The 24,697-nt window shown below is 40.4% G+C and carries 19 protein-coding genes; 7 read left to right on the forward strand and 12 right to left on the reverse strand.

The features are described from left to right. Positions 1-70: 70 nt before the first annotated feature. Both KO534_RS00350 and KO534_RS00355 read right to left on the reverse strand, forming a co-directional pair. On the reverse strand, positions 71-634 hold the full coding sequence (locus KO534_RS00350; RefSeq protein WP_215926027.1) for a phosphoribosyltransferase: 564 nt from the start codon (positions 632-634) through the stop codon (positions 71-73). A 77-nt stretch (positions 635-711) separates the two neighbouring features. Next, positions 712-1,923 carry a lipoprotein-releasing ABC transporter permease subunit gene (locus KO534_RS00355; protein WP_215926029.1) on the reverse strand — a complete coding sequence of 404 codons (1,212 nt, stop codon included), beginning with the start codon at positions 1,921-1,923 and terminating at the stop codon, positions 712-714. Positions 1,924-2,052: 129 nt separating this feature from the next. Between KO534_RS00355 and KO534_RS00360 the strand changes: the two genes are divergently transcribed. The 3 genes from KO534_RS00360 to KO534_RS00370 are packed head-to-tail and all read left to right on the forward strand — an operon-like array spanning position 2,053 to position 7,817. Then, positions 2,053-2,646 carry a PilZ domain-containing protein gene (locus tag KO534_RS00360; protein WP_215926031.1) on the forward strand — a complete coding sequence of 198 codons (594 nt, stop codon included), beginning with the start codon at positions 2,053-2,055 and terminating at the stop codon, positions 2,644-2,646. A 24-nt stretch (positions 2,647-2,670) separates the two neighbouring features. Continuing rightward, positions 2,671-6,165, forward strand: a complete 3,495-nt coding sequence (gene mfd, locus KO534_RS00365; RefSeq protein ID WP_215926033.1) for a transcription-repair coupling factor — start codon at positions 2,671-2,673, stop codon at positions 6,163-6,165. Then, complete coding sequence (locus tag KO534_RS00370) at positions 6,165-7,817, forward strand: CsiV family protein (protein WP_215926035.1); 1,653 nt, start codon at positions 6,165-6,167, stop codon at positions 7,815-7,817. The genes mfd and KO534_RS00370 overlap by 1 nt, the downstream gene beginning before the upstream one ends. Positions 7,818-7,899: 82 nt before the next feature. Here KO534_RS00370 and KO534_RS00375 read toward each other — a convergent pair whose 3' ends face one another. Then, the gene (locus KO534_RS00375) at positions 7,900-10,473 is read right to left on the reverse strand and encodes a TonB-dependent receptor plug domain-containing protein (protein ID WP_436836561.1); all 2,574 of its coding nucleotides are present in this window, start codon (positions 10,471-10,473) and stop codon (positions 7,900-7,902) included. Between the two features lie 547 nt (positions 10,474-11,020). On the opposite strand from KO534_RS00375, the gene KO534_RS00380 reads away from it, so the two are divergent. Then, complete coding sequence (locus KO534_RS00380) at positions 11,021-11,968, forward strand: LysR family transcriptional regulator (protein ID WP_215926039.1); 948 nt, start codon at positions 11,021-11,023, stop codon at positions 11,966-11,968. 28 nt (positions 11,969-11,996) lie between these two features. Here the strand turns inward: KO534_RS00380 and KO534_RS00385 are convergent, their stop codons facing one another. The 5 genes from KO534_RS00385 to nagZ form a co-directional block, all read right to left on the reverse strand. After that, positions 11,997-13,157 (reverse strand): pyridoxal phosphate-dependent aminotransferase, encoded by a 1,161-nt coding sequence (locus tag KO534_RS00385; protein WP_215926041.1) that lies wholly within the window; start codon positions 13,155-13,157, stop codon positions 11,997-11,999. Between the two features lie 25 nt (positions 13,158-13,182). Beyond that, positions 13,183-14,007, reverse strand: coding sequence for a sulfite exporter TauE/SafE family protein (locus tag KO534_RS00390; RefSeq protein WP_215926043.1), 825 nt, complete (start codon positions 14,005-14,007; stop codon positions 13,183-13,185). Between the two features lie 312 nt (positions 14,008-14,319). Then, the gene (locus KO534_RS00395) at positions 14,320-14,976 is read right to left on the reverse strand and encodes a sulfotransferase family 2 domain-containing protein (protein WP_215926045.1); all 657 of its coding nucleotides are present in this window, start codon (positions 14,974-14,976) and stop codon (positions 14,320-14,322) included. A gap of 561 nt (positions 14,977-15,537) precedes the next feature. Continuing rightward, positions 15,538-16,965 carry an SLC13 family permease gene (locus KO534_RS00400; protein WP_215926047.1) on the reverse strand — a complete coding sequence of 476 codons (1,428 nt, stop codon included), beginning with the start codon at positions 16,963-16,965 and terminating at the stop codon, positions 15,538-15,540. Further along, positions 16,955-17,968 carry a beta-N-acetylhexosaminidase gene (gene nagZ, locus KO534_RS00405; RefSeq protein ID WP_252731853.1) on the reverse strand — a complete coding sequence of 338 codons (1,014 nt, stop codon included), beginning with the start codon at positions 17,966-17,968 and terminating at the stop codon, positions 16,955-16,957. Before nagZ ends, KO534_RS00400 begins: the two co-directional genes overlap by 11 nt. Positions 17,969-18,119: 151 nt before the next feature. Between nagZ and nadK the strand changes: the two genes are divergently transcribed. From nadK to KO534_RS00420, 3 genes are all read left to right on the forward strand, one after another. Next, positions 18,120-18,995 (forward strand): NAD(+) kinase, encoded by an 876-nt coding sequence (nadK, locus tag KO534_RS00410; RefSeq protein WP_215926051.1) that lies wholly within the window; start codon positions 18,120-18,122, stop codon positions 18,993-18,995. 120 nt (positions 18,996-19,115) lie between these two features. Continuing rightward, positions 19,116-20,789, forward strand: coding sequence for a DNA repair protein RecN (gene recN, locus KO534_RS00415; protein WP_215926053.1), 1,674 nt, complete (start codon positions 19,116-19,118; stop codon positions 20,787-20,789). A 115-nt stretch (positions 20,790-20,904) separates the two neighbouring features. Beyond that, the gene (locus KO534_RS00420) at positions 20,905-21,261 is read left to right on the forward strand and encodes an outer membrane protein assembly factor BamE (RefSeq protein ID WP_215926055.1); all 357 of its coding nucleotides are present in this window, start codon (positions 20,905-20,907) and stop codon (positions 21,259-21,261) included. Positions 21,262-21,513: 252 nt separating this feature from the next. Here the strand turns inward: KO534_RS00420 and rlmM are convergent, their stop codons facing one another. The 4 genes from rlmM to KO534_RS00440 all read right to left on the reverse strand — a co-directional run bounded on the left by rlmM (position 21,514) and on the right by KO534_RS00440 (position 24,560). Continuing rightward, positions 21,514-22,581 carry a 23S rRNA (cytidine(2498)-2'-O)-methyltransferase RlmM gene (gene rlmM, locus KO534_RS00425; protein WP_215926057.1) on the reverse strand — a complete coding sequence of 356 codons (1,068 nt, stop codon included), beginning with the start codon at positions 22,579-22,581 and terminating at the stop codon, positions 21,514-21,516. Between the two features lie 3 nt (positions 22,582-22,584). Beyond that, positions 22,585-22,956 (reverse strand): DUF423 domain-containing protein, encoded by a 372-nt coding sequence (locus tag KO534_RS00430; RefSeq protein WP_436836562.1) that lies wholly within the window; start codon positions 22,954-22,956, stop codon positions 22,585-22,587. Between the two features lie 91 nt (positions 22,957-23,047). After that, positions 23,048-23,671: an alpha/beta family hydrolase gene (locus KO534_RS00435; RefSeq protein ID WP_215926059.1), complete on the reverse strand. Its 624-nt coding sequence runs from the start codon at positions 23,669-23,671 to the stop codon at positions 23,048-23,050. Beyond that, positions 23,652-24,560, reverse strand: a complete 909-nt coding sequence (locus tag KO534_RS00440; protein ID WP_215926061.1) for a transcriptional regulator GcvA — start codon at positions 24,558-24,560, stop codon at positions 23,652-23,654. Before KO534_RS00440 ends, KO534_RS00435 begins: the two co-directional genes overlap by 20 nt. Between the last annotated feature and the right edge of the window lie 137 nt (positions 24,561-24,697).

Genomic DNA, 24,697 nt, shown 5'->3' on the forward strand with positions numbered 1-24,697 from the left:
CTTAAGTGAACAGCATTACAGATACCTGTCTTTTTTTATGTAAACAATAATCGATTGACGCTAATGCCAATTAATCCTGTTTTAGTAGATGCATCACATTTTTAAGATCTGATTTACCTTGAATAATTTCATCTGGCGTGAGACCGGATATCTCATGGGGAAATACCAACCACTCATCACTTTCATGAACAAAATAGTCCGGTACGATATCGGTTTTATTGTTTTGTGGTTTGTAATAAGGACACGCTATACGTACATCTTTTGGCATGTTCGCACGTGATAACTTCTTAATTTGTTTCATTAATGCATCGACACTGCGACCAGAATCAAATACGTCATCCACTATCAATAGGCTATCTTCAGCGTTAGCATTTTCAATAAGATAATGTAAACCATGTACTTTAATGGTTTTTGACTGTTGATCAATTCCATAATAAGAAGAGGTACGCACAGCAATATGGTCTGTTTCTACTTTTTTAAAATCAAAATACTCTTGTACTGCGATACCAATTGGTGCGCCGCCACGCCAAATGCCGATGATAAAGTGTGGTCTAAAACCACTGTCATAAACTTGGGCCGCCACTCGAAACGAATCTTCAAGTAACTGTTGTGCGGTGATAAACGTTTTTTCCATTTGATAAACCTTAAAAATTAGAGCGCAGTTGCCCGAATATATAACTATTAGCCAGCCATTATATACCGAACGAGAATTTATTCATATTTTAACGCATCGGCCGGGTTCACTCTTACCGCACGATAAGCTGGGTAAAGGCTAGCCAAAAAACATAAAATAAGTGATGTAGCAATAAGAAATAGCACTTGTTGCCATTGTAAATCAGTAGGCACGCCTTGCCCTTCGGGGCTAAGAAATACAGGTAAATTTAATAGTTGAATCAGATTGTTGATTTGTGACACTAATAAAACACCCGCAACCACACCGATAACAGTGCCTTTTATTCCATTGTAGATACCATTGAATAAAAAGATCCCCATAATTTTAGTACGAGTCATACCTTGAGTTAAGAGTATCGCAATGTCACCCTGCTTCTCAGATACTACCATCACTAATGCCGATACTATATTAAAGGCTGCGACTGATATTATCAGTAGCAACATCAGCGACATCATGTTTTTTTCCATTTTCACGGCATCAAATAACACACCTTGTTGATCTCGCCAGTTAGTAGAGCTGTACCCTAGTGATTCAAGCGTTTTCACCACACTTTTATATTCGAAGGCATCATCCAGAAATAACCGCGTTTGAGCGAGTTTAGAGGTTTGACTTCGCATTAACCTCGCAGCGTCATCAATATGCATAAATACCGCTTTATCATCTAACGCAGAACCTAAATCAAATATACCCACTACTCGAAATACCCTTTGGCTATAAATTCGCCCAAAAGGCCCAAAGTAACTATTCTCTGAAGAAATCAAACGCGCCGATTCACCAATCCGCAAGCGTAATTTATTAGACAGCGCATATCCAATAACAATCCCATATTCACCTTTAGCCAAATCAGTCAGCTGACCAATTAACATATTCTGACCAATGATAGATGATTGTTGCATAACATCTGGTTGAATCCCCTGAAACATCACGCCTGTTAACCCTGCTGACGACTGAATGATACCTTCTGCATCTATCTGAAGGGCACTCGCTACAACGCCTTCTACTCCATCAAAGGTGGTTGAGCTCGGGTCTACACCCGGTTTATGTTGTACTAGAATATGTGGGGTTATTCCCAAATTCCTAAGTTTAAGTTCCCCCTCAAACCCGTTCATAACAGATAAAACAGTGATCAATGCCATTAACCCAAGCGCAATGCCTGCAACAGAAAAAAAATTGATAAATGCAATGAAATGGCTACCTTTAGACGCTTTGGCGTAACGCAAACCAATAAAGGCCGAGACTGGGTAAAACATAAAAAGAAACTCTTATGACAACAAAACAACTAAACAATAAAGGTTTAACTGTTGGTATAGTGACGAATGATGTTGAATAATACGTGCCTGACGTAAATCTCACAAGCAAAGCGAAACCTGGGAGAGAAAATGCAAAACTTATCGCTTGAACAAAAGCATCAACAATTTGATGAATTTTTCATGATCAAGCACACTATTCCAGTCAATATGCGTTTATTGGAAGACGATTTTCTTTTACCTGATGTTGAAGATTTACATCAACATATGCCGTACGAGTTTCAAATAGCCAGTGAATTATCAAGCATTGATACCAAAGCGCTAAGGCCACTGCGTCGCTTGGGGGAACATGCGGTAGAATTGGCGGAATTTTTAAATCATCAATCCCGAAAAATTGACTTAATGATGTCACTAATTTTGCAACAGCACGCGAAGCATGAACAAAGCTCGCTATCGTTAAAGTTTGGTGGCGGAGGCATTGTAATTGATAGCGAAGACCCACTAGAAGTTGGCGTAGCAATCGAACTTAAGCTATTTCTAAGGGAAGAAGCATCTGCCATTTTTTGTTTTGCTGAAGTTATCACTTGTAAGCCCGTAGATGATAAGTACCATGTATCCTTGATTTTTACGCGTATCCGAGAAGTTGATCAGGATTTATTGGTTAAAGCGAGTTTACATATACAAGCAGCTAATTTACGCAAACGTAAAACCCAAGAAAAACTCTAAAAAGAACTGAAACGAAAACAATTAATGACTCACAGTATTTATTCACCACCTTTACCGAACACAACTCTTAAAACTAAAAACGATATTCGCCATTGGGGCAATCTCCAAGGCAGCAGTGCGGCATTGGTTTTAGCCTATGCCGCAAAACTCGCTGAAGGTCCGATATTATTAGTTACCGCAGACACACCCAGTGCAATTAAACTAGAGAAGGAACTTGATTACTTTTTAAAGGGTCAAGGGGTTGAAGTTCAGTTATTTCCTGATTGGGAAACCCTACCCTACGATAACTTTTCACCCCATCAAGATATCGTTTCACAACGCCTAGAGACCCTTTACCAGCTGACTCAAAATGAACGCAGAGTGTTTATTGTTCCTATGAACACCTTAATGATGCGAATGGCGCCTGTGGATTATATTGGTAAATATTTGCTGATATTAAAAGTAAATCAAAAATTGGATATTGATAGTTTTCGTCAAGGGTTAGAGCGCGCTGGATATCTACATGTTAATCAAGTTATGGGACATAGTGAATTCTCTATCCGCGGCAGTATTATTGACTTATTCCCAATGGGTAGTCAGCACCCCTATCGCATTGATTTATTTGACGACGAAGTAGATACCATTAGGCACTTTGATCCGGAAACTCAGCGATCTGGAGACAAAGTCGATGAAATTAAACTGTTACCCGCAAGAGAATTTCCCACAGACAAACAAGCGGGTTTGTTATTTAGGCAGCAATATCTAAGCAAGTTCGACGCAAATAACAGCAAAGAGTCTATATATTACCAAGTAGGTAAAGGTTTAATGCCAGGCGGAATCGAATATTACTTGCCGCTATTTTTCGATAAAACCGCCACCTTATTCGATTACCTAAACCAAGATACAACTGTGTTAATGCATGGTGATTTACAAGCCGCCCATGAAAACCACTGGAAAGATGTCAATCATAGGTATGAACAACTTCGTTATAATCTTGCGCGCCCTTTGTTGCATCCCGCTGATATTTTTATGCGTTCTGAAGAGTTATTTGGTGCACTAAAGGAATGGCCAAGAGTGCAATTACAAAACCAAGCAACCAGCGACAAATCCGGTAGTGTTAACTTTGCCACTGCACCAGTGGGCGATGTAGCGCTAAAACCACAAAACAAAGTCCCCTGGACGTCCCTAAAACAACTGGTTACTGATTGGCAAACCCAGAAAGTCAAAGTGTTGTTTAGTGCGGAATCTGCCGGGCGCCGCGAAGGTTTATTGGAAATACTCAGTAAAGCGGAGATAAAACCCAAGGTTTTTGAAACCTTCGAAGACTTTAAAAACAGTGACACCCCCGTAGGCATTACTATAGGTGCGGCCGAGTTTAGTTTCTTACTCAACGAGCCCAAAAGTAACATCGCTTTTATTACCGAAACCGAATTGCTTGGACACAAAATTAGCCATAGGCGAAAACGCGATAAGCGCCAAGGCACTGATGAAAATGCCATTATTCGCAATTTAGCGGAATTACAAATTGGTCAACCTGTAGTTCATTTTGAACATGGTGTGGGTCGCTACTTAGGGTTACAAACGTTAGATGCAGGTGGGATCACCACTGAATATTTGGCCATCGAATACGCTAAACAATCTAAGTTATACGTACCTGTTGCGTCACTACATTTAATTAGCAGATATAGTGGTGGCGATATCGAACACGCACCACTACATCACTTGGGTACCGAAACTTGGGCCAAGGCTAAAAAGAAAGCCGCTGAAAAAGTCCGCGATGTTGCGGCTCAACTTTTAGATGTGTACGCAAGACGTGCAGCTAAACCTGGATATGCCTTCAAAATAGCCTGGGATGAGTATCAAGCTTTTAGTGATAGTTTCCCCTTTGAAGAAACCTTAGATCAACAAAAAGCAATCAACGCAGTGATCCAAGATATGGGATCAGCCAATGCAATGGACAGATTAGTTTGTGGCGATGTGGGATTTGGTAAAACCGAAGTGGCAATGCGAGCCGCATTTATTGCCGCTAACCAAGGTAAACAAGTGGCGATCTTAGTACCCACTACGTTACTAGCAGGACAACATTTTGAGAATTTTAAGGAACGTTTCGTTAACTGCCCTTTTAGAATAGAAGTGTTGTCACGTTTTGTTAGTGCCAAAGATGCCAAACAAACCATATCAGCCATTGGTGAAGGCAAAGTCGACATCGTGGTAGGTACCCATACATTATTACAAGACAGTCTTAAATTTAACGATCTTGGTTTAGTTATCATTGATGAAGAGCATCGATTTGGGGTGCGTCAGAAAGAAAAATTCAAAGCGCTACGCTCTGATGTTGATATTTTAACTCTAACCGCCACGCCTATTCCACGAACCTTAAATATGGCATTAAGTGGCATGCGTGACTTATCTATTATTGCTACGCCACCGGCTAAACGATTACCGATCAAAACCTTTGTAGAACAACGCAACAAAGGATTAATACGTGAAGCCATTATGCGCGAAATCCTCCGTGGAGGTCAGGTTTACTTTTTACATAACGAAGTTGATAGCATTGAAAATACCGCACAAGAAATTGCTGAGATAGTGCCAGAAGCCCGTATTGCCATAGGCCATGGGCAAATGCCTGAGCGTGAATTAGAAAAAGTTATGGCTGATTTTTATCATCAGCGATTTAATGTATTGTTATGTACCACTATTATAGAAACCGGTATCGACGTCCCGTCGGCTAACACTATAGTGATGGACAGAGCTGATCATCTAGGTTTAGCGCAATTGCATCAATTACGCGGCCGTGTAGGTCGTTCACATCATCAAGCTTATGCTTATTTACTGACCCCTCACCGCAGACGATTAAGCAAAGATGCAGCCAAACGCCTAGATGCCATATCATCATTAGAAGAGTTAGGTGCTGGATTTGCGTTAGCGACCCATGATTTAGAGATCCGTGGCGCCGGTGAATTACTCGGTGATGGACAATCAGGGCAAATTTCTAGTATCGGATTTACCTTATACATGGATATGTTAGAACAAGCAGTTGAAGCTCTTAAAGAAGGCAAGGAACCCTCTTTGGAGACAGCGCTGTCAGAGCAAACAGAGATAGATTTACGCTTACCTGCGTTGTTTCCAGACGATTATATTCCAGATGTGAATTTACGTTTGTCTCTGTACAAAAAACTGGCTGGGTGCAAAGATGAAAGAGCGGTTAATGAGCTACAAATTGAGTTAATTGATAGATTTGGTTTGTTACCGCAAAGTGCCAAAAATTTGTTAGATATGACCATGCTTAAACTCAAAGCCAAACAAGTGGGCATCTCAAAAATGGAGGGAACCAACAAAGGAGGCTTTGTTGAGTTCTCTCAGCAAACCCAAATAGACCCGGGCTTTATTATTAAATTGATTCAGTCACAACCCAGGATCTACAAATTAGACGGACCACAAAAACTTAAATTTAACGTGCCTACTGAATCCGCCAAAGATAGACTTGAACTGTTTAACAATATGCTAACCGAGTTTAGCCAACAATTACGAGCTGCTTAATGACAGATAAACTCATAAACCATTCCGTGAATCCCATAGAAAAAAGGGCATTTTGGGTAAAAAACGCACTGACTACCTTGTTAAGTGCCAGTATTTTATCGCAACCTTTGAACGCAGCAGAAACACAGTGGTGGTTTGATGTTGAAGTGATTTTATTTGAGCGTCATTTGGAAGCGGCGGATATTTCTGAAAAATTTGTACAATCACAGCTTTTGCCAGCAGATAACCAATATATTGATTTACTTACTCCCTATCTTCACCCAGATTTGCGTTACTTGCGAGCCGGTTTAGATTACTGCCGAGCTTCAAATCAACAGGCGGTTAAATCACAATATGAACAAGATTTTGCTTTTCCAGCTTCAGACGTTTCTGAAAAAGAATCAGAAACCTCACAACAAGATCCGCTAGCAGTAGCCGATATTTCATCGACCAACCAAAAGGAAGTGCCTGCTAGTAATACTTCTGAAGATAGCGACACTGGGAGTTTTCAATACCAAGTAGCGACAACAGATATCTTTGCTCAATCTGACGACCACAATTCCTTAGCTGAATCCTCAAAGGACAATGACAAAAAACCAATCAACTTAGAACTAGGTGATAATGAAAGTGTAGCGCCCCACTCACCATTAGACTCAACTACCGAGCTTAACCATAGCAGACCGCCGGTTAACGTTGAGTTTATTGAATGGCAAATTCCTAAACAACTTCCCTGCGCGTATTCTGAACAAATTGATCCGACATTTGCATCCATGTCTTACATGCAAGAAACACAGGACTTGGTACAACGAACAAGTTTGATCACAAAGGTTCCAGTAGTGATAGATGGAATACAATGGCCACAAAAACGCGCGGCGAGTTTATTGCCTAAGTCTACTTTGCGCATGGATGACTTATACCAAAAGATTAAGAAGCAGCGTGATATTGATCCAATTCTACATTTAAGCTGGCGACAACAAGTACATTTTGGCCGCGAAAATTCACAAACAATTAGGTTATTTGCTGGGCAAAATTATGCTCAACACTTTGATACCCAGGGCTTTCGATTCCCTACTGCTGCAAATGATGAATTAAATCGTTCACAACAGACCGAAGAGTTTTATATACCACAACAAGAACTGGCGCTTTTATCACCGCAACAGCAGCAAGCATTATCAGCCAATATTGTAGGTTCACAACCCATTTTTACTCAGGACCTATTTTTAGAAATTGAAAAAGCGTTGGCTGATGACTCGCCAATTGACTTCTCTGTATCTAGTGAAAAACAGTCTCAGGAGACCGTTAATTTGGATTCAACAGTACTTAAAGAACTGTGGCAATTAGACGGCGGAATCACTGTTTACTTACGAAGAGTTGGACGGGTTCCATATTTACATATCGATAGCGATTTAAACTATCGGCAACCTGTATATGATCCCGAAAAGGCGCTAAAAACTCCGGCATTAAAGGCTAACGCGGCAGTTCACGGTTTAGATAAAGACAACTATTTAGACCAAGAAAATTACCTGCAAAGTGTTAATTTTAATCAGCTAAGGCGAGTAATCAGCAAACAAGTGCACTATTTTGATCATCCACTATTTGGCATGATTGTGCGTATTACTCGTCATCGTTGGCCAGAAATTGCTGATGACACTGATTTACAAGACAACGAATAAGGCCATTCACGTTACGCTCAGAAGATACGCAAAAATAAGCCGTCATTTATGACGGCTTATTATCTAACAAACAATGTTAATCTTAAAATACATAGTTTAATCGAGCATAGTAGTAACCACCTTGCCAATCAACATCGTTACCTGACCAGTAAACTACACCACAACAGTCATCACGGTTAAGAGAGCCGTCGATCATCACGCCATCTTTATCCGGATAGGTATCAAAAATGTTTCGGGCTCCAGCTGCAAGTGACAAACTTTCACTGAGTTGGTAAGTCATTTCTACGTCAAACATCACCCCTGCGTCATACTCTTGCACAACAGTGGCGTCTGAACTAATCGCATTTTCGTATGCGCCGTAAAAATTACCTCGTATTAATATGCTTAACATATCAAAACTATGCTTAGCAGATAATACCCCACGCCATTCAGGTAGTGAGTTTTCTAAATCAAACTCATCTTCTTTATTAAGATACAATGATGCATCTGAATCTATTTCAGTCGAATTATAATTCAGCGAGCCCGTTAAAACCGTGTCGTCCAAAGTATAAGTGGCAACAATATCCATGCCGTTGGTAACAGTATCAAACGCATTTTGGAAGTAATTTACACCGCCAATGGTATTTGCCCCGTCGACACCTGCCGCAACTAACGCTAGATATTTATCATAGGCATCGCCGTCGTCAGGATTGGTCGATACATCTATTGTGGATACCGCATAAAAGCGGTCAGACAAATCAATACGATAAAAGTCGACTGTTAAACTAAGTGCATCAAAGGTACCTGCCATACCTAAACTAAAATTCAAAGACGTTTCAGGCTTTAACGCTTCAGCACCTAAAGCCTGTCCTACATCACTCAATGCAGGGAAAAGGCCAGTGGCTACAGGTAAGCCATCAGGTAAACGAGTTGATACGTTTGTTGTACCTTGTTGACCTGGTGTCGGTGCTCTAAAACCAGTACCTACAGAGCCCCGTAAATTAAGGTCGTCAGTCAAACTGTATTTAAAGGCGACCTTGCCCACTAGTTCAGATCCAAAGTCCGAATAATCTTCATATCGCAAAGCACCTTGCAAGAATAGGGCGTCGGTAACGTCTGTGCTTAGATCAACATAAAGTCCTGCCATGTCGCGTTCATAGGTACCTGAATAAATGTCTGAATATCCAGGAAAGCCATTTGAGCCTACGCCAACAGCTGTATACACAGCGTCACTTGAATCACTACAATCTAAGCTAGAACCGGTTAAAATAACTGCTAGACCTGCGGTACTTGCAGTACCATCAGAGTTACAAAATCCATAGGGATCTGGGCTTGAATATGGCCCGACACTATAAGAATCAGGATCTCCTTCAACTAATTCGTAAGTTTCTTCCATGTAAGTCAAACCAAATGCCAGTACAAGCTCAGTAGAAAATCCCACATCAAAAAATTGCGTAAAGTCAGCTGAAAGTTGTAATTCTTCGTTAATCAAATCACCAGGGTGAAATTTGGTGGGAGAATCAGGGCCCATAGACGGGTTAATAGTATTTTCTAAGGTATATTCAATTTTGTTCGAACCAAAACGAGCGCTAAAGTCATAGGTCATTTCGTTAGCAAACTCGCCTTCTAAACCACCCACTATTGATAGATCAGTAATTTCTCCAGTAAATCTAGGTGTAAATCCACCTGGAAATTTCTCAAGAGGAGAATAAAGTGAACCATCTTCTAGGCGAATGTCTTCAATAGTGCCGTTGCCCGGATATCGATAATAAAAACTACCATCAGATTCACTGGCCGAATAGTTACCAAAGGCATATAACCTCATCGTATCGCTAACGTCATAACCTGAATTAAAAAACAATCTAACGGCAGAACTATTGGGTTGGCCCCAAGGTTGTACCACACTTTCTCCGCCTAGGTTGGCGTCAGCTAAGCCAGCAATAAACGTTTCCTCAGAATAACCAGAAAGTGAGGTGGTTAGACCTGTTAAGAAATCTTCACTATTGACATCCACACACGCCCAACCTTCACAGTATTGTTCGCTACGGCTGGTTGAACTGGTATCGGATATTTCACCTGATAGGCTAAAAAAGCCTTTATCACCAAGAGCAAAACCAATATTTCCGGTTACAGTATACTGCTCACCATCGCCTTCGTAATATTGCCCCATATCCACTGACAACGAACCACCTTCATCGTTATCTTTTAACTGAAAGTTTATTACCCCAGCAATAGCATCTGAACCATACTGAGCGGCAGCTCCGTCACGTAGTACTTCCACCCCTTTTAACGCGGATGAGGGAATAGTGGCGATATCTGCCCCTTGGGTTCCTGACCCACCTATCTGAACCAAAGAAGAGCGGTGTCGACGCTTAGAATTAATTAATACCAAGGTTTTATCGGTTGGCATGCCACGTAAACTTGCTGGACGTATAAACGACCCACCGTCAGATATAGGCTGACGGGATAAAGAATATGAAGGCACGAGGGTTTTTAAGATATCGTTAGTATCGGTAAAAGACACAGACACTAAGTCATCTTCGCTAAACGCATCAACAGGCACCGGAGAGTCGGCAACCGATCTAGGTACTCCTCGAGAACCTGTGACTATAATTTTTTCCAAATCGGCTTGATTGGTTTGTTCTGCATCTTGGGCATAAATGCTCGGTGACATCATGGTTAACCCAGACGTGACCACTAAAGCTGGCAGTGATCGACGGATAGATAGACTAAGTTTATGTAGTTTGAGCATATTTAACCTCTTGTAGTGAGCGATATGTGTATTCCTAAAAACTGAGTGCTGCAGCGTTTTAAAAAGGCGATTCATTCTCAGTTTGGAAACGAAGTGGACTATGGATGTGCAATGCACCATTTCAGGCAATAACAACAGCAATACACCTCGCTTCTTAATTATAAAAAGCAACACAAGTGCCAAGCAGCAATGCAGGTTGTGTATAGCCCCCCAAGGGTTTTCTTATGCCTATTGGGACCCTATCTATCACGGGGTTTGAGTAGATTTCAATGGCACGTTACTTGTATTAAATGCATCAAACGTGTTGCCAACAACAGCTATACGACGAGAAATGAACCGTAAATGCGCATAAATAGCTCGATTGCACAACTATATTGCATTGCGCTAAATTGCGTGACACCAATGTAATTGGCGAACTATTTTCATCCTAAAAATAAAATTCACCGTGAGAACGTTAGGAAAGATTGACTGAATGAATAGCAAACAACTGAAATACTTTCTGAAAACTGCTGATAACGGCAGTATAACAAGGGCAGCAAAAGTCCTAGACATCGCACAGCCCGCTATAAGTCAGCAGATTTCTAGTTTAGAACACGAATTGTCAGTGCAATTATTCGAACGGGATTTTAGAGGTGTTAGACTCACGCAATGCGGCGAGAAATTCTATTTAAGAGCAAAGTCTATTGTCCACCAAATGGCAATGGCAAAGAGCGAAATTGTTGAAACAGAATCCAACCCATCAGGACGCATATCCGTTGGAATGGCCCAAGCTGTTTGTAATGTATTGGCAATACCGTTAACACAAGCTATTCAGAATAATTATCCAAATGTGGAGCTCTGTCTACATTACGGTACCACAGATTTCCTCAATCAATGTCTTAGCAATGGACAAATAGATTTAGCAATCACGTATGAAAACACTGTCACAGATAAAAATTTCAGCAGCACACCTTTAATTAAAGAGAACATATACTTGGTAGTGGGCACCGAAAAAAATAAAGAGATGTATGTGCAATTATGCAAACGTGACCATATCGAATTCAAAGATCTAGCCGCATTTGAAATAATATTACCTAGTCAAACTGACCCCCTTGTGCAAATGCTAAATCGCTACGAAACCCAGACCGGAGTGAGGATCTGGAATAAACAAAACTTTGGGTTATTAATGACTAATTTACGTTATGTCACCGACGGATTAGGTTTAATGATCTTGCCATCTTCAGCGGTATTTCATCTAGAAAAAGCCAATCAAGTTAAAACCATTTCTATTACTAAACCTTCACTGAAGCGCGACGTAATATTGGTCAGTAACTCAAAACACCCTACTAGTAGCGCCAAACAAGTAGTCAACAACATAATATTTGAATTAACGAAAGACGCCCACTCCTTAGGCAATTGGAGAGGGGAAATACTCTTTTAAGTAAATCACTCTCCATAACTTAACACTTTTAAGATAAAGCTAACGTTTGCTCAAGTGCTTTTGGAAGTGCATCGACATACTTTTGAACATCTGGTATCAAGCCCATACTGACCCGAGACCAACTATTATAATCACGGTAAATGCCACGAATTAACACATTTTGCTCAGCCATTTTTTTCCTAAAAATTTCTGCGTTTCCTTTACCTAGATCCACAAAAACAAAGTTAGTTGCCGAAGGAAGTGCCGTTAATCCATTGTCTTTGACCGCATCTAAAACCATTTCACGACCTTCGATAATCTTTGACTTTGACATTTTTAAAAATGCCTCATCATTATAACTCGCAATAGCAGCAGCCAACCCTGCTTGATTCATGGCGTATCCACCTAAACCATAACGATTAATGTTACTGGTATTTTCTTCCGACGCCATCATATAGCCTACCCGCATACCGGCAAGACCATAAATTTTAGAGAATGTTTTCGCGACTATCACGTTATGCCCTTCCCTTACCAAAGACACCATCGAGTTTTTCTCAGGCATATCCGTCACTTCGTTATAGGCTTCATCAACCAGAACCAATGTTTTCTTGGCGGCTTTTATGCAAAACGCTCTTAATTTAGTCGCGTCTAATAAACTACCAGTAGGATTATTGGGGTTGGTGACGTGAACCATAGCCACATCTTCATCAATAGCGGCATATAACGCATCCAAATCAATACTCAAGTCTGCAGTTTTAGCAATACGTTTAATTTTATCTGCACCCATTTTTTGTGGGGCCTTAGCAGTAGTATCCCAAAACAAATCCGGCCCAAGTATCTTGCCTTTAGTTGACGCGGCAATTGCTGCATAAGACAACACACCACTAGAGCCCGAACTCAGCAAAATTTGTTTGCTACTCAAACTATTTTTCTCAGCTATCATGTCAGTCAAAACTTGGTATGGCTCAGCAGCGTAATAAGCACCTTTTGCGCTCGCTTCCATCATAGCTTTGATAGCGCCCGGACTTGGACCATAGGGGTTTTCATTGGCGTTGAGTTTTGCAATACCTGAAATTGGACCATAATGCACTATTGGTGCCTTATGGTGTGCCGCCAACGCGTCTAAAGAAACTAAACCACCTGCAGCGACCGCAGAAGCCGTCGCTATACTTCCTCTTAAAAACAATCTTCTACTTACATTGTCAGTCATATTGTCGCCCTTTGCTTGTTTCTAATTAATTTAAAAATGCTTTGTAGTACATAGAAATGGACACTATGACTAAATACAACCCAAACATTCGTTTTAGACTCACCTCATTTAAACTGTGCGCCCATTTTGCACCTATAGGTGCGGTTAGTATTGAGCCCGCACTGATTGCCATCAGTGCGGGAATATTAATGTAGCCAACTGTCCCATAAGGTAGGTTAGTCACCTCATGCCCCATCAGCAAAAATCCAATTGCTCCGGGTAAACCAATAATAAACCCGACTCCAGCGGCAGTAGCTATGGCTTGGTGAACACTGCGATTACAAATCACCATAGTCATCACAGTTATGGTTCCACCACCAATTCCAAGAAGTGCAGAAAACCCGCCCAAAAAGGATGCTAACCCAGCTTTGTAAGGTCCTTGGGGCATGGTTAGTGAACTTGACGAACCATTGAACAATTTCGGAAATAAGAAATAAATCGAATACAACAAAACCCCTGTAGCAAACACAATTATTAAACTTTCTGGACTGGTGTGTGCAGCAATATATAAGCCGACTAGTACACCTATTACCAACCACACTGACCAGTCTTTTAATATCGCAAAATCAACCGCATTTTTTTTACTATGAGCTTGCACAGAACGTGCGCTTGAGACAACGATTGAAGCTAAAGAGGTACCAATAGCAACCTTAATTAACTCCCCTGATGACTCGCTAAAAAATGGAAAAACAGCCAATAAAGCCGGCACCACTACAAACCCACCGCCATTTCCAAACAATCCAGCGGTAATACCTGCAATTGCCCCAGCTAGACATAACGTTCCAACAAACCAAAACAGTTCTACTTCCATAACACCCCTAAGTGAATTTTCATTAAATGGGAATACAGAAGAATTTGCTGTACGAATTTTATTTAGCAGATTTAATGCCAGCCTTTGTAACCCAATATTTATGCGGAGCTGCGAGAATTTTCAAATGAAACTTGCACTAAACTGGAGATTTAATGCGCGAAGTTGATGCAAAAAGTAATATGTTATTACTTTATTAACAAATTAGGTTTTGTGTTACAACAGCCGAGAATAGCGGCCAGAATTACGGCCAAAATAGTGCCCCAATTAACAGCGAAGAATAAGCACAATTACGATATAGAGTAATTAGCCATTTTACTCAAAGGAATAATTAAGCAACTGAATGTCCTGCTTATAATGCTCGGTAACTGCATCAATGGACGCTTGATTATAGTATTCCCTATAATCTTTTTTGCGATCTTTAGCCTGACGTTTATGGGGAATTGCAGACTCTTTTAGGCCTAGCTCCTTTTTAATAGTACCAAAATCGTCATGAAGCGATTCATAACGCCCTATAAAGTCCACTATGATTTCACCATTTAGATCAACTAGATGCTCACTTTGTAATTTAGTGGCGATGTCAAAGTGAAAAATATAAGGTCTTGCAGGATCGAATTTATAACGAATAAATTCGTTGAAGTCGGCGATATTTTCTAATAATTCTGGTCTTTCCCGTTGAATATGATGGTAAGACGAAACTTGTAAATCCCAAGGGTTGCGTACAAAAGCAAACTTATACAACTGTTTAAAAAAGTCATTAGGCAACATTTCTTTAGCTGCGATGACACCTGCATGGCGAGGCAGTTTTGAGGCTGTGGTATGCCCACACATATTACTAATTTTGTGACATGGAAACATTAAATAGTACATAGGATCTTGCCAGCGAAGTCTATTTAATACAGCCCGAATACTAGAGCCGCCCGTCTTAGCAATATGCACATATAAAAAATTGTAACGATGATTGAGCAACATTTTTACGATCCTAAAGAAAACAAACTAACATCAACAAAACTAAATAAAGGGTTAACTAATCAAGCTCTCTGTGAAGAGCTCTTAAGCCCCTGTTAGGACTACAGTTTTACAATTCAGTTCCTGCTACACCTAGAAAATAAACATACCTAGACACTTAATCTTTAATAACTCTAGGAGGCTATTATAAGGTAACACCTGAAACACTTTGTAACAATCTCATACAGATTAATACATTCCAATACAAATTTAAGCAGAATTGATGCCACTAATGTGTTTTAGAATCGACTATTGAGTTATTCAGCGCTATATAAGCTAAGGGTTTCGTGAGCTAAGCGCTTTGTGAGTTAAGAGCCTTGCGAATTAAGTGTTATGTGGGATAACGGCAATCTGAAAAATTGAGTTTAATAGTTGAACAACTGCGATACGTGACATGCCATTGCACCGCTTGGAAATCTGAATCAATCAGAAATTAATGAGTGGTTAAGATCATGAGCCGTAAAGATATCCGAAGCAGAGCCATCGAAATACTAACCCGTTAACCTAATCAACCGTTGTGCTCCATTATGATAAAGTGAAATAGCTTACAACAGTGATGATACAGGCTATTAAGATATTGAGGATAAACCCTTCTCTGGCCATAGTTTTAATACTAAATTTATCCATTCCATACACTATCGCATTAGGTGCGGTAGCAACAGGTAACATAAAAGCACAGCTAGCGCTAATAGCCGCAGGCATCATCATTAACGCGGGATCTATCCCCGCAGCCACACCCACAGCAGCCAATATAGGCATCAATAAGGTTGCAGTAGCAGTATTGGAAGTAATTTCAGTTAAAAAGGTTACGAACAAACAGATCGCTAATATTAATAGCGGTACAGGTAAATCTGATAATCCTGACAATGCCTCTCCCATCAAGGCACTGAGACCGGAAGCAGAAAAAGCCTTTGCGATACAAATACCGCCAGCAAACAACAATAACATTCCCCAAGGAATAGCAACGGCTGTATCCCAATCTAATAACTTGTCTGATTGAGATTTTTCCTTGACCTCACCAAACTCACCGCTTTTTGGCGACGTCACGATTTTATTGGGTTTATTGCCACTTGGGATCAAAAACATTAACACCACACCAGCCAAAGCAATACTACTGTCTCCTACACTGGGCATGTTTAACCATTGGCTCCAATAAGGTCGAAACATCCAAGCTAATGCGACCAGTAAGAAAGTGATTAACACACGTTTTTCTGCTGGTTGCCATGCTCCGGATTTTAATAAAATACATTCTTGAGTAGTTTCAAGCTTGCGAGTTAACCACCAAGCAATGACAGGAATGCCAATTACAACTATAGGAATGCCCGTTTTCATCCACTCTATAAAACTGATTTCTTTACCTTGTGTTTCTAGGTATACACTCATAAAAATAATATTAGGTGGTGTACCTACTGGTGTACCCACGCCACCCAAACTCGCGGCATAGGCTATTCCTAATAACATTGCTACGGTTAACTTAGGGTCTTTGACACTTTGCAATACCGCCAAGGTAATCGGCAGAAGCATTAATGTGGTAGCAGAGTTAGAGATCCACATACTTAAAATAGCGGCGGTTAACATAAATCCCAATACCAATCTTTTTGGACTTTTGCCGCCGATAACATTCACAAGATAAAATGCTAAACGTCTATGCACTTGAGATTTTTCGAGTGCTTTTGACAGCATAAAGGCCCCCATCAATAACAAAATGACGTGGCTGCCCAATGCTGAAGCTGATTCTTTATGACTTAATACTCCAGCCATAGGAAATCCAAAAAACGGAATTAATGAAGTGACAGGGATAGGCAGTGCCTCGGTCACCCACAACATAGCAGTACATAAAGTGATAGCTGCCGTTGCTGCGATTAAGTGGGGCTGCCCAGACACTAACAAGCCGATATACATTGCTATGGCGCTTACAAAAGACAGTACAATTAATTTGCTATTAGATTGCATAAAATTGATCTAGTGCCTTGCTTGCAATTTGGTATTCATCGGTCATTCGTAATCTCGCTAAGTCTAAGGATGAGCTTTTTCTGAGGCGCTTAATACGCTCTACACTGTTAGTTGGTAACTCTAAGTTTGTGGGTAAACCATCAATCACTTTGGTGGCGCCTTTAGGATCATTACACACTAAGACCATGTCACAACCAGCATTTAAGGCCAACTCTGCTCGCTCAACAATCCCTCCCATTTGCGCGGCTCCTTGCATCGACAAATCATCTGAAAACACCACTCCATCGAACTTTAGATCTTGTCTCAATATTTGTTTTATCCACTTCTGAGAAAAACCTGCCGGTAAATCATCTAACTCAGGATAAATTACATGGGCAGGCATCACCGCGTCTAATAACCCATGTTGATGAATGGCTTTAAAAATAGCCATATCAACAGAAAATATTTCTTGTAAACTTCGCTTATCTACTGGCATGGCGATGTGAGAATCTTCCAAAACATTGCCATGTCCAGGAAAATGTTTACCCGTGGCAGACATGCCTGCTCGATGCATACCTTTGATAAACTCACTGGCCAATTGAATAATAACGTCTGGTTGTTGGTGAAAGCTTCTGTCTCCTATTACTTCCGATATTCCATGAATATCGAGCACAGGTGCAAAACTAATATCGATATCGAACGCGAGTAGTTCTGCCGCCATCAACCAACCAAATTGCTCACAAAAATAGCTAGTTTGTTGGCTATTTCCAGTTGTTTTTTGGCTGATACTACCCATCGCAGGAATTGTACTAAAGCCCTCTTTAAAACGTTGGACTCTGCCTCCCTCGTGGTCTGTAGCAATAACCACCTGGTTACGCGTAACACTTCTAACGTGCCTAACAAGATCATTGAGCTGGTTTTGGTCGTGAAAATTGCGAGAGAATAAGATAAGCCCGCCTACTAGGGGGTGGTCGAGAATATCAATCTCTTCATGGGTCAGTTCATAGCCTGACAAATCTAACATCAATGGACCCATCAATTAGTGCTCTTCTTATCGGTCGTTTATATATTTAGTCAACATACTATAGGAACCAATAAATATTCCAAACGAAAAATATGACTTTCAAACTCTCCCATGGTTATACTCTGGCAAATCGTAATTTATGTTGTTTTCAATGAAGTTTAAAACCGTAGGATTAATTGGCAAGCAAGCACATCAAGGTGCAAACTTAAGTCTTAAGGCACTTATAGTCTATTTGAGGCAGCGCGGCTGCAGAGTATTAGTCGAGAGCAAAACGGCGAGAGAACTGGATTCAAATGGCTTTGAATCAGCAGATATATCTGAAATCGGTAAAGAAGCTGATTTAGCCATAGTGGTTGGTGGTGATGGCAATATGCTGGGTGCAGCCCGAATTTTAGCAGAGTTTAATGTTGCTGTGGTTGGAGTGAATCGAGGAAACTTAGGATTTTTGACCGATATAAACCCCGATGATTTTGAACCGCAACTCGATAGCATTTTTGAAGGTGACTACAAAATAGAACAACGTTTTCTACTTGAAGTTGAAGTATATCGCAATGGTGAAATTCAAAGTAAAGATTCTGCAGTGAATGAAGTGGTAATTCACCACGGTAAAGTTGCTCACATGATGGAGTTTGAAGTATATCTAGACGATAATTTTGTATTTAGTCAACGTTCTGATGGTTTAATTGTCGCAACACCTACTGGCTCTACCGCCTATTCTTTATCGGGTGGAGGACCTATTCTGACGCCAAACTTAGACGCTTTAACCTTAGTGCCTATGTTCCCTCATACTCTAAGTAGTCGTCCCATAGTAGTGGATGCCAACAGTACGGTAAAATTAAAGGTGTCACCTGAAAACACTGATAATTTACAAGTGAGTAGCGATAGCCATATAGTACTAACAGTATTACCCGGTGATGAAATTATAATTTGTAAAAATCCCGCTAAGCTTTCATTGATCCACCCTAAAAATTATAATTATTTCAACGTATTACGCACAAAACTGGGTTGGGGAAGTAAACTCTACTAGTTATTTTCCTAGTTTTTCGAAGAGATCACTAGACAGCAAACAAAAGCATGTTTATATTTACAGGTACTGTATATTTAAACATGCTTTTGTTTTGTGTGTGCCTTTATTGAGAATTTTAAAATGCTAACCCATCTCTCCATTCGTAATTTTGCAGTTGTTAAAACATTGGATGTCGATTTCAGCTTAGGCATGACCGCCATTACTGGCGAAACTGGAGCCGGTAAGTCCATATCGGTAGACGCTTTAGGTTTATGTTTAGGAGAAAGAGCAGACAATGGAATGGTGCGCACTGGTGCAGAGAAAGCCGAAGTGAGCGCGGGTTTTAACGTTAAACGACTTCCAGATGCGATGAAATGGCTTGAGCAACACGAGTTATCAGATGACGATGAAGTATTAATTAGGCGCGTCATTTCCGCTGAAGGTCGCTCTAAAGCTTTTATTAATGGCACACCGGTTCCCTTGCAGCAACTCAAAAATTTGGGGCAATTATTACTGAGTATCCATGGACAACACGCTCATCAACAGATACTAAAGAGTGATAGTCAACGCCGTTTACTCGATCAGTACGCAGAGCACCCTGCTTTGTTGGGTAAAGTCGAAGAATCCTATAAAACCCTAAAACAACAACAGCAACATTATCAGCACTTATTGCAGGGACAACAACAAAGGGACGACCGCAGCCAGTTACTGTCATACCAAATTCAAGAGTTAGACGAATACGCGTTGGCAGAAGGTGAGTTTGTTGCCTTGGAAACTGAACACAAAAAGCTCAGCAATAGTCAGACCCTACTTGAACAGAGCCAAATTAGTTTCCATCAGCTGTATGAAGCGGAAGAATTCAATGCCTTATCTGCAGTTCAAAGTAGCGTTGATCGTTTATCTGAATTACAAGAGCATGATCCAAGTCTTGAGCCCATTGTGACTATGCTAACAGAGGCCAGTATTCAAATTGACGAAGCTGCCGGCGAATTAAGAGCCTACACAGAACAACTAGAAATAGACCCTATGCGAATGCAAAACGTCGAAGCTCGTTACTCACAGGCGTTAGATTTGTCTAGAAAACATAATGTCCAACCTGAGGCATTATATGAATTTCATCAACAGCTTTCCGCTGAGTTTAATGAATTGGTTAAAGATGATTCGTTACTAGAAGAATTAAAAGTACAACTTGGAGAGCTTGAACAACAATATCACCAAGCGGCAAGTAAACTCAGCGCATCTAGGAAAAAGGCGGCTAAGTCTTTTGCTAAAGAAGTCGAACAGCATATACACCATATGAACATGGCAGAAGCGGTATTTAAAATTGACGTTGATCATCATATTCAAAGTAGTCCTAACAAGCTAGGGTTGGATATTGTGCAATTTGTAGTGTCCACCAATAGGGGTCAGGCTCTAGATAACCTTGAAAAAGTGGTGTCAGGAGGTGAGTTGTCGCGCATTGGGTTAGCTATTCAAGTAATCAGCTCTAGCAATAATGATATTGCCACCATGATTTTTGATGAAGTTGACAGTGGCATCAGTGGATCAACTGCTTCTGTGGTTGGGCAGTTACTGCGTAAATTAGGTGAAAGTACCCAAGTAATTTGTGTCACTCACCTCCCCCAAGTTGCTGCCAGAGCCCACAATCAAATGTTTGTCACTAAGTTCAGTGACAAAAAAACCACTGAAACTCATATGATTTGTTTGCAAGAAAGTGAACGAATTGAAGAGTTGGCACGTCTACTAGCTGGAGACACACTTACCGAGTCTGCTTTAGCTAATGCCAAAGAATTGTTACAATTCAGTAATTCGTAACAAATAGGCATTGATTGCGCTAATGTGGCTGGGTTAGGATGCCTCGCCAAATAAGTGAGAGTAACGCTCGTACTTATCCGTTTTCGCTTTTTACATGCCGAGATATTGAGTAGCAATGAAGTTTAAGAATTTACTGGTTATATTAACCGCCACCATGATGTTATCAGCTTGTGCTGATTGGATTTTCCGAATTGATATCCCACAGGGTAACTTTTTAGACGAAAAAGACGTTAAAAAACTTAGAGTTGAAATGACCAAAGAACAGGTCGTATATGTACTAGGTAAGCCTGTTTTAGAAGATGCATTTGATCACGACACTTGGTATTACTTGTACCAAATGAAGCGTGGCATGAAACAACGTGGAGAGAATTTCCGCAAAGAGCTCAGCATTAAATTTGTTGACAATAAAATTGCCGAAGTAACGGGTGATTTTGAGTTATCTGAAGAATTTAATACCCCACTTGATCAATAGGTATGTAACCATCCCTGCTGATTGCTAGGTGTTGCGGCTGTCTAAAAAGCCATAATAAAAACGCCGCAATTGTTGGCTGTAATACATTTGTTTATTATTAACGACATTTATTGCGGCTGTTTTATGGCGTTTTTTAGCATAATGTTTGGCTACAAGTATCTGTTGGGATCGAGTTACACGCTCAATTAACATAATCCCAACCGATCGCATGCACCGCTAGACAAGTGAGTATTGCTTCCCAGCGATTGGTTGCTACCCCAGCCTTAAATGCACCGTCACTTCCTCCCTATTATGGTAGAGGTGTTTTGCCTGTAACAAATAACTCTTCACTTGATGGACTTTCATTACCTCATCAATAATGACCAAAGCGCCCTGAACTGACTCATAACGCTTCTTCATAGGTAACTTGAGATTAAACATCGCTTCTTTGCAGCGCCCTTCAGCTACCCAACCAGCCATAAGTTTAGCGACGCGCTGCGGTTGTTCGATCATATCGCACACTAACCAGTAAATATTCTTTCTCTTAGGCTGAAATTTAAATCCATCTTCTGGACAATAAGTCACTTGACCCGTTTCCATTAGCGCCTCATCCATTGAACCGTTATCAACTGCTTGCACAAACATGCCTCGTTTCACAAGTTGATAAGTCCATCCTCCTGGGCAAGCACCTAAGTCTACAGCGTGCAATCCTCCTTGCAGACGTTCGTCGTGCTCTTGCTTGGGGATAAAGACCTGAAAAGCCTCGTCTAACTTCAAAGTTGAACGACTCGGTGCGTCGTGAGGAAACTTTAAGCGCAAAATCCCTAGAGGCAACGATGAATTATTGTGGGGGAATGAATATCCGATATAAGCTTTATCTGTTTTAGTAAAAAACACATGCAACACTGGCTTTTTGTTATTATCTTTGTTGGTTAACTTATTCTTTTTACGTAACGCTTGTCTTAAAGGAACGCTAATTTTCCGACATAACTTTGATAATTCCCTGCCGTCTGTAGTGTCGGCATATTCAACACGCAGTTCTCCACACAATGGAAATTCTTCACAAGCAGATAATATTGGGCCAACCCTATCGGTTACTGGCATGCCTTCAATTAGGTGTTTACACGCAAATAGTTGCCGAGCAAAAACTAAGTTAGCAAAGGCAAGTTTATTGGCTAAAACTTCTGCATGTTCTTCTTGGTAACAATTAAACAATACAAAACCACTATTTGTGTGGGTTTGTGAATAGCCAAATATGTCTAATCGACTGGCTTTATCTTGTACCTCATTGGCCACATCGTTTTCAAAACCACTTCGACAATACAACAATAGTCCTGCCATAGATTAGTTAGCTCCTTTTAACGCAGCAATTGTCAACAAAGCCCAACCAATAATAAAACATATGCCACCTAGGGGCGTTATGGGGCCGAACCATTTTATTTGGGTCAGTGCCAACAGATATAAACTGCCACTAAATAAAACAATACCAGCAAACATAAAGCCCGCACTGTATAACAAAATTGAGTGTGGCATTTGACGATATAGTAATACGACTAAGATTAAAGCTAGGCTATGATACATTTGGTACTGCACGCCTGTTTGAAAGGTATTTAAAAGTGCTTCAGATAATCGACTTTTGAGGCCATGTGCAGCAAAGGCGCCTAAGATTACCGACAGCATGGCACTCAATGCTGCGCTACTAAGAATAATTTTTATCACAATGTATCCCGCGATGAAATGGATTGACAGTTCGGAGCTAAATAATACTCACTGGATTTAAATAGTAACAAAAACCGTGTAACTAGGCTTAGATATTCGACTTGATAAAATCAGCTGTTCGTTTGATGGCGACATCAATATTAGTTTTAAGTGTTACACCAGAGGCTTTACGCGGTTTAAAACTATGATCTCCATCTGTCAAATAACTCACAGCTATATTGGTACACAAGTTATAACTGTCAATTTCGTTTCGTGTTCCAAAGGTATCACGCTCGCCCTGCAAAATAAGTAGTGGTTTGTGAATATCCTGTAAATGTTGAGTGCGCAATTTTTCAGGCTTTCCTGGTGGATGAAAAGGATACCCCATACAAATGCAACCCAGAGCATTGGACTCTTCGAGCAACATACTCGCCATTCTGCCTCCCATAGACTTTCCTCCAAGAAACACAGGCATACTTTCATCTACTTGATTTAAAACTGATTGAAACTGAGACAACAATTTATCGGCTCGTTCTGGTGGGCGCCTTTTGCCCAGGTCCTCTGACAATTGCATATAAGCGAAATTAAAGCGCAATACGTTAATATTGTGGTTATGACTCAAACCTTGTGCAATAAGTTGCATAAACTCACTATTTTGCCCCGCGCCAGCACCATGAGCAAAAACAAAGGTCGCAATCGGTTTACTGGCTGTATTAATTAAAGTCTTGATCATCTTGCTCTTCTTTCACTTGCGCCAAAAGCCATTCTCGAAATGCGGTAATTTTACCTAAATCAGCTTGAGATTGATGACAAACTAAATAATAGGCATTTTTAGTAATTAATTTTTCTTCAAATGGACAAATTAAGCGCCCTGCTTCAATTTCTGGTCTAGCTAAAAAGCTATAGCCTAGCGCAATCCCTTGTCCTAATGCAGCCACTTGCTGAACCAATAAAGAGTGACTAAAGATGGGTCCATGGTTAACATTAACGCCCAAAACATTAAAATGTCGTATCCATTCTTGCCAAGCGTCTCGGGAGGAATCGTGCAGCAAGGTATGCTGTCGGAGATCATCTAACTTGTCTAAAGGTTTGTTACCTTGAAACAATAATGGAGAACACATTGGAGTCAAATATTCAGTGTGTAACTTATCTGCCGCTAAACCAGACCATTTACCCTTACCAAAATAAATAGCAACATCAACATCATCAGTTAAAAAACCTTCATCTCCATCCACAGCTTTTATACGTAAGTCAATATCAGGATTTAACTGACTAAACTTACTGATCCTTGGAACTAACCACTGACTTGCAAAACTAGTTTGTAACGCAACCGTTAATGCACCCTTGCCACCTTTTGCCACTAAGCGTTCGGTTGCATCATTAAGCGACTGAAAAATTTCTTTTAAATCAAGATAATAACTCTGACCTTCTTCAGTCAAAAATAATGCTCGGTTTTTTCGCACAAAAAGTTTCATCGATAAAAACTCTTCTAATGCTTTTATTTGATGACTCACTGCTGCTTGAGTCACAAACAGTTCATCTGCCGCGCGGGTAAAACTGAGGTGCCGAGCCGCGACTTCAAAGGCTTTTAAGGAGTTCAAAGGAGGTAATCTGCGATTCATAAGCAAATAATCAAACAAGTAGTGAGTAAAACCTATTAAAGCATTAGTTTTTCTAATCCACAACCATACAAAATGTCATTTTATTAGATAATTTCTATCGTCTATAATTTGTCCAGTGATAAATATTTATTGTTTTA

Source organism: Paraglaciecola arctica (genome assembly GCF_018861065.1).
In the GTDB taxonomy this organism is placed as follows: Bacteria; Pseudomonadota; Gammaproteobacteria; order Enterobacterales; family Alteromonadaceae; genus Paraglaciecola; species Paraglaciecola arctica_B.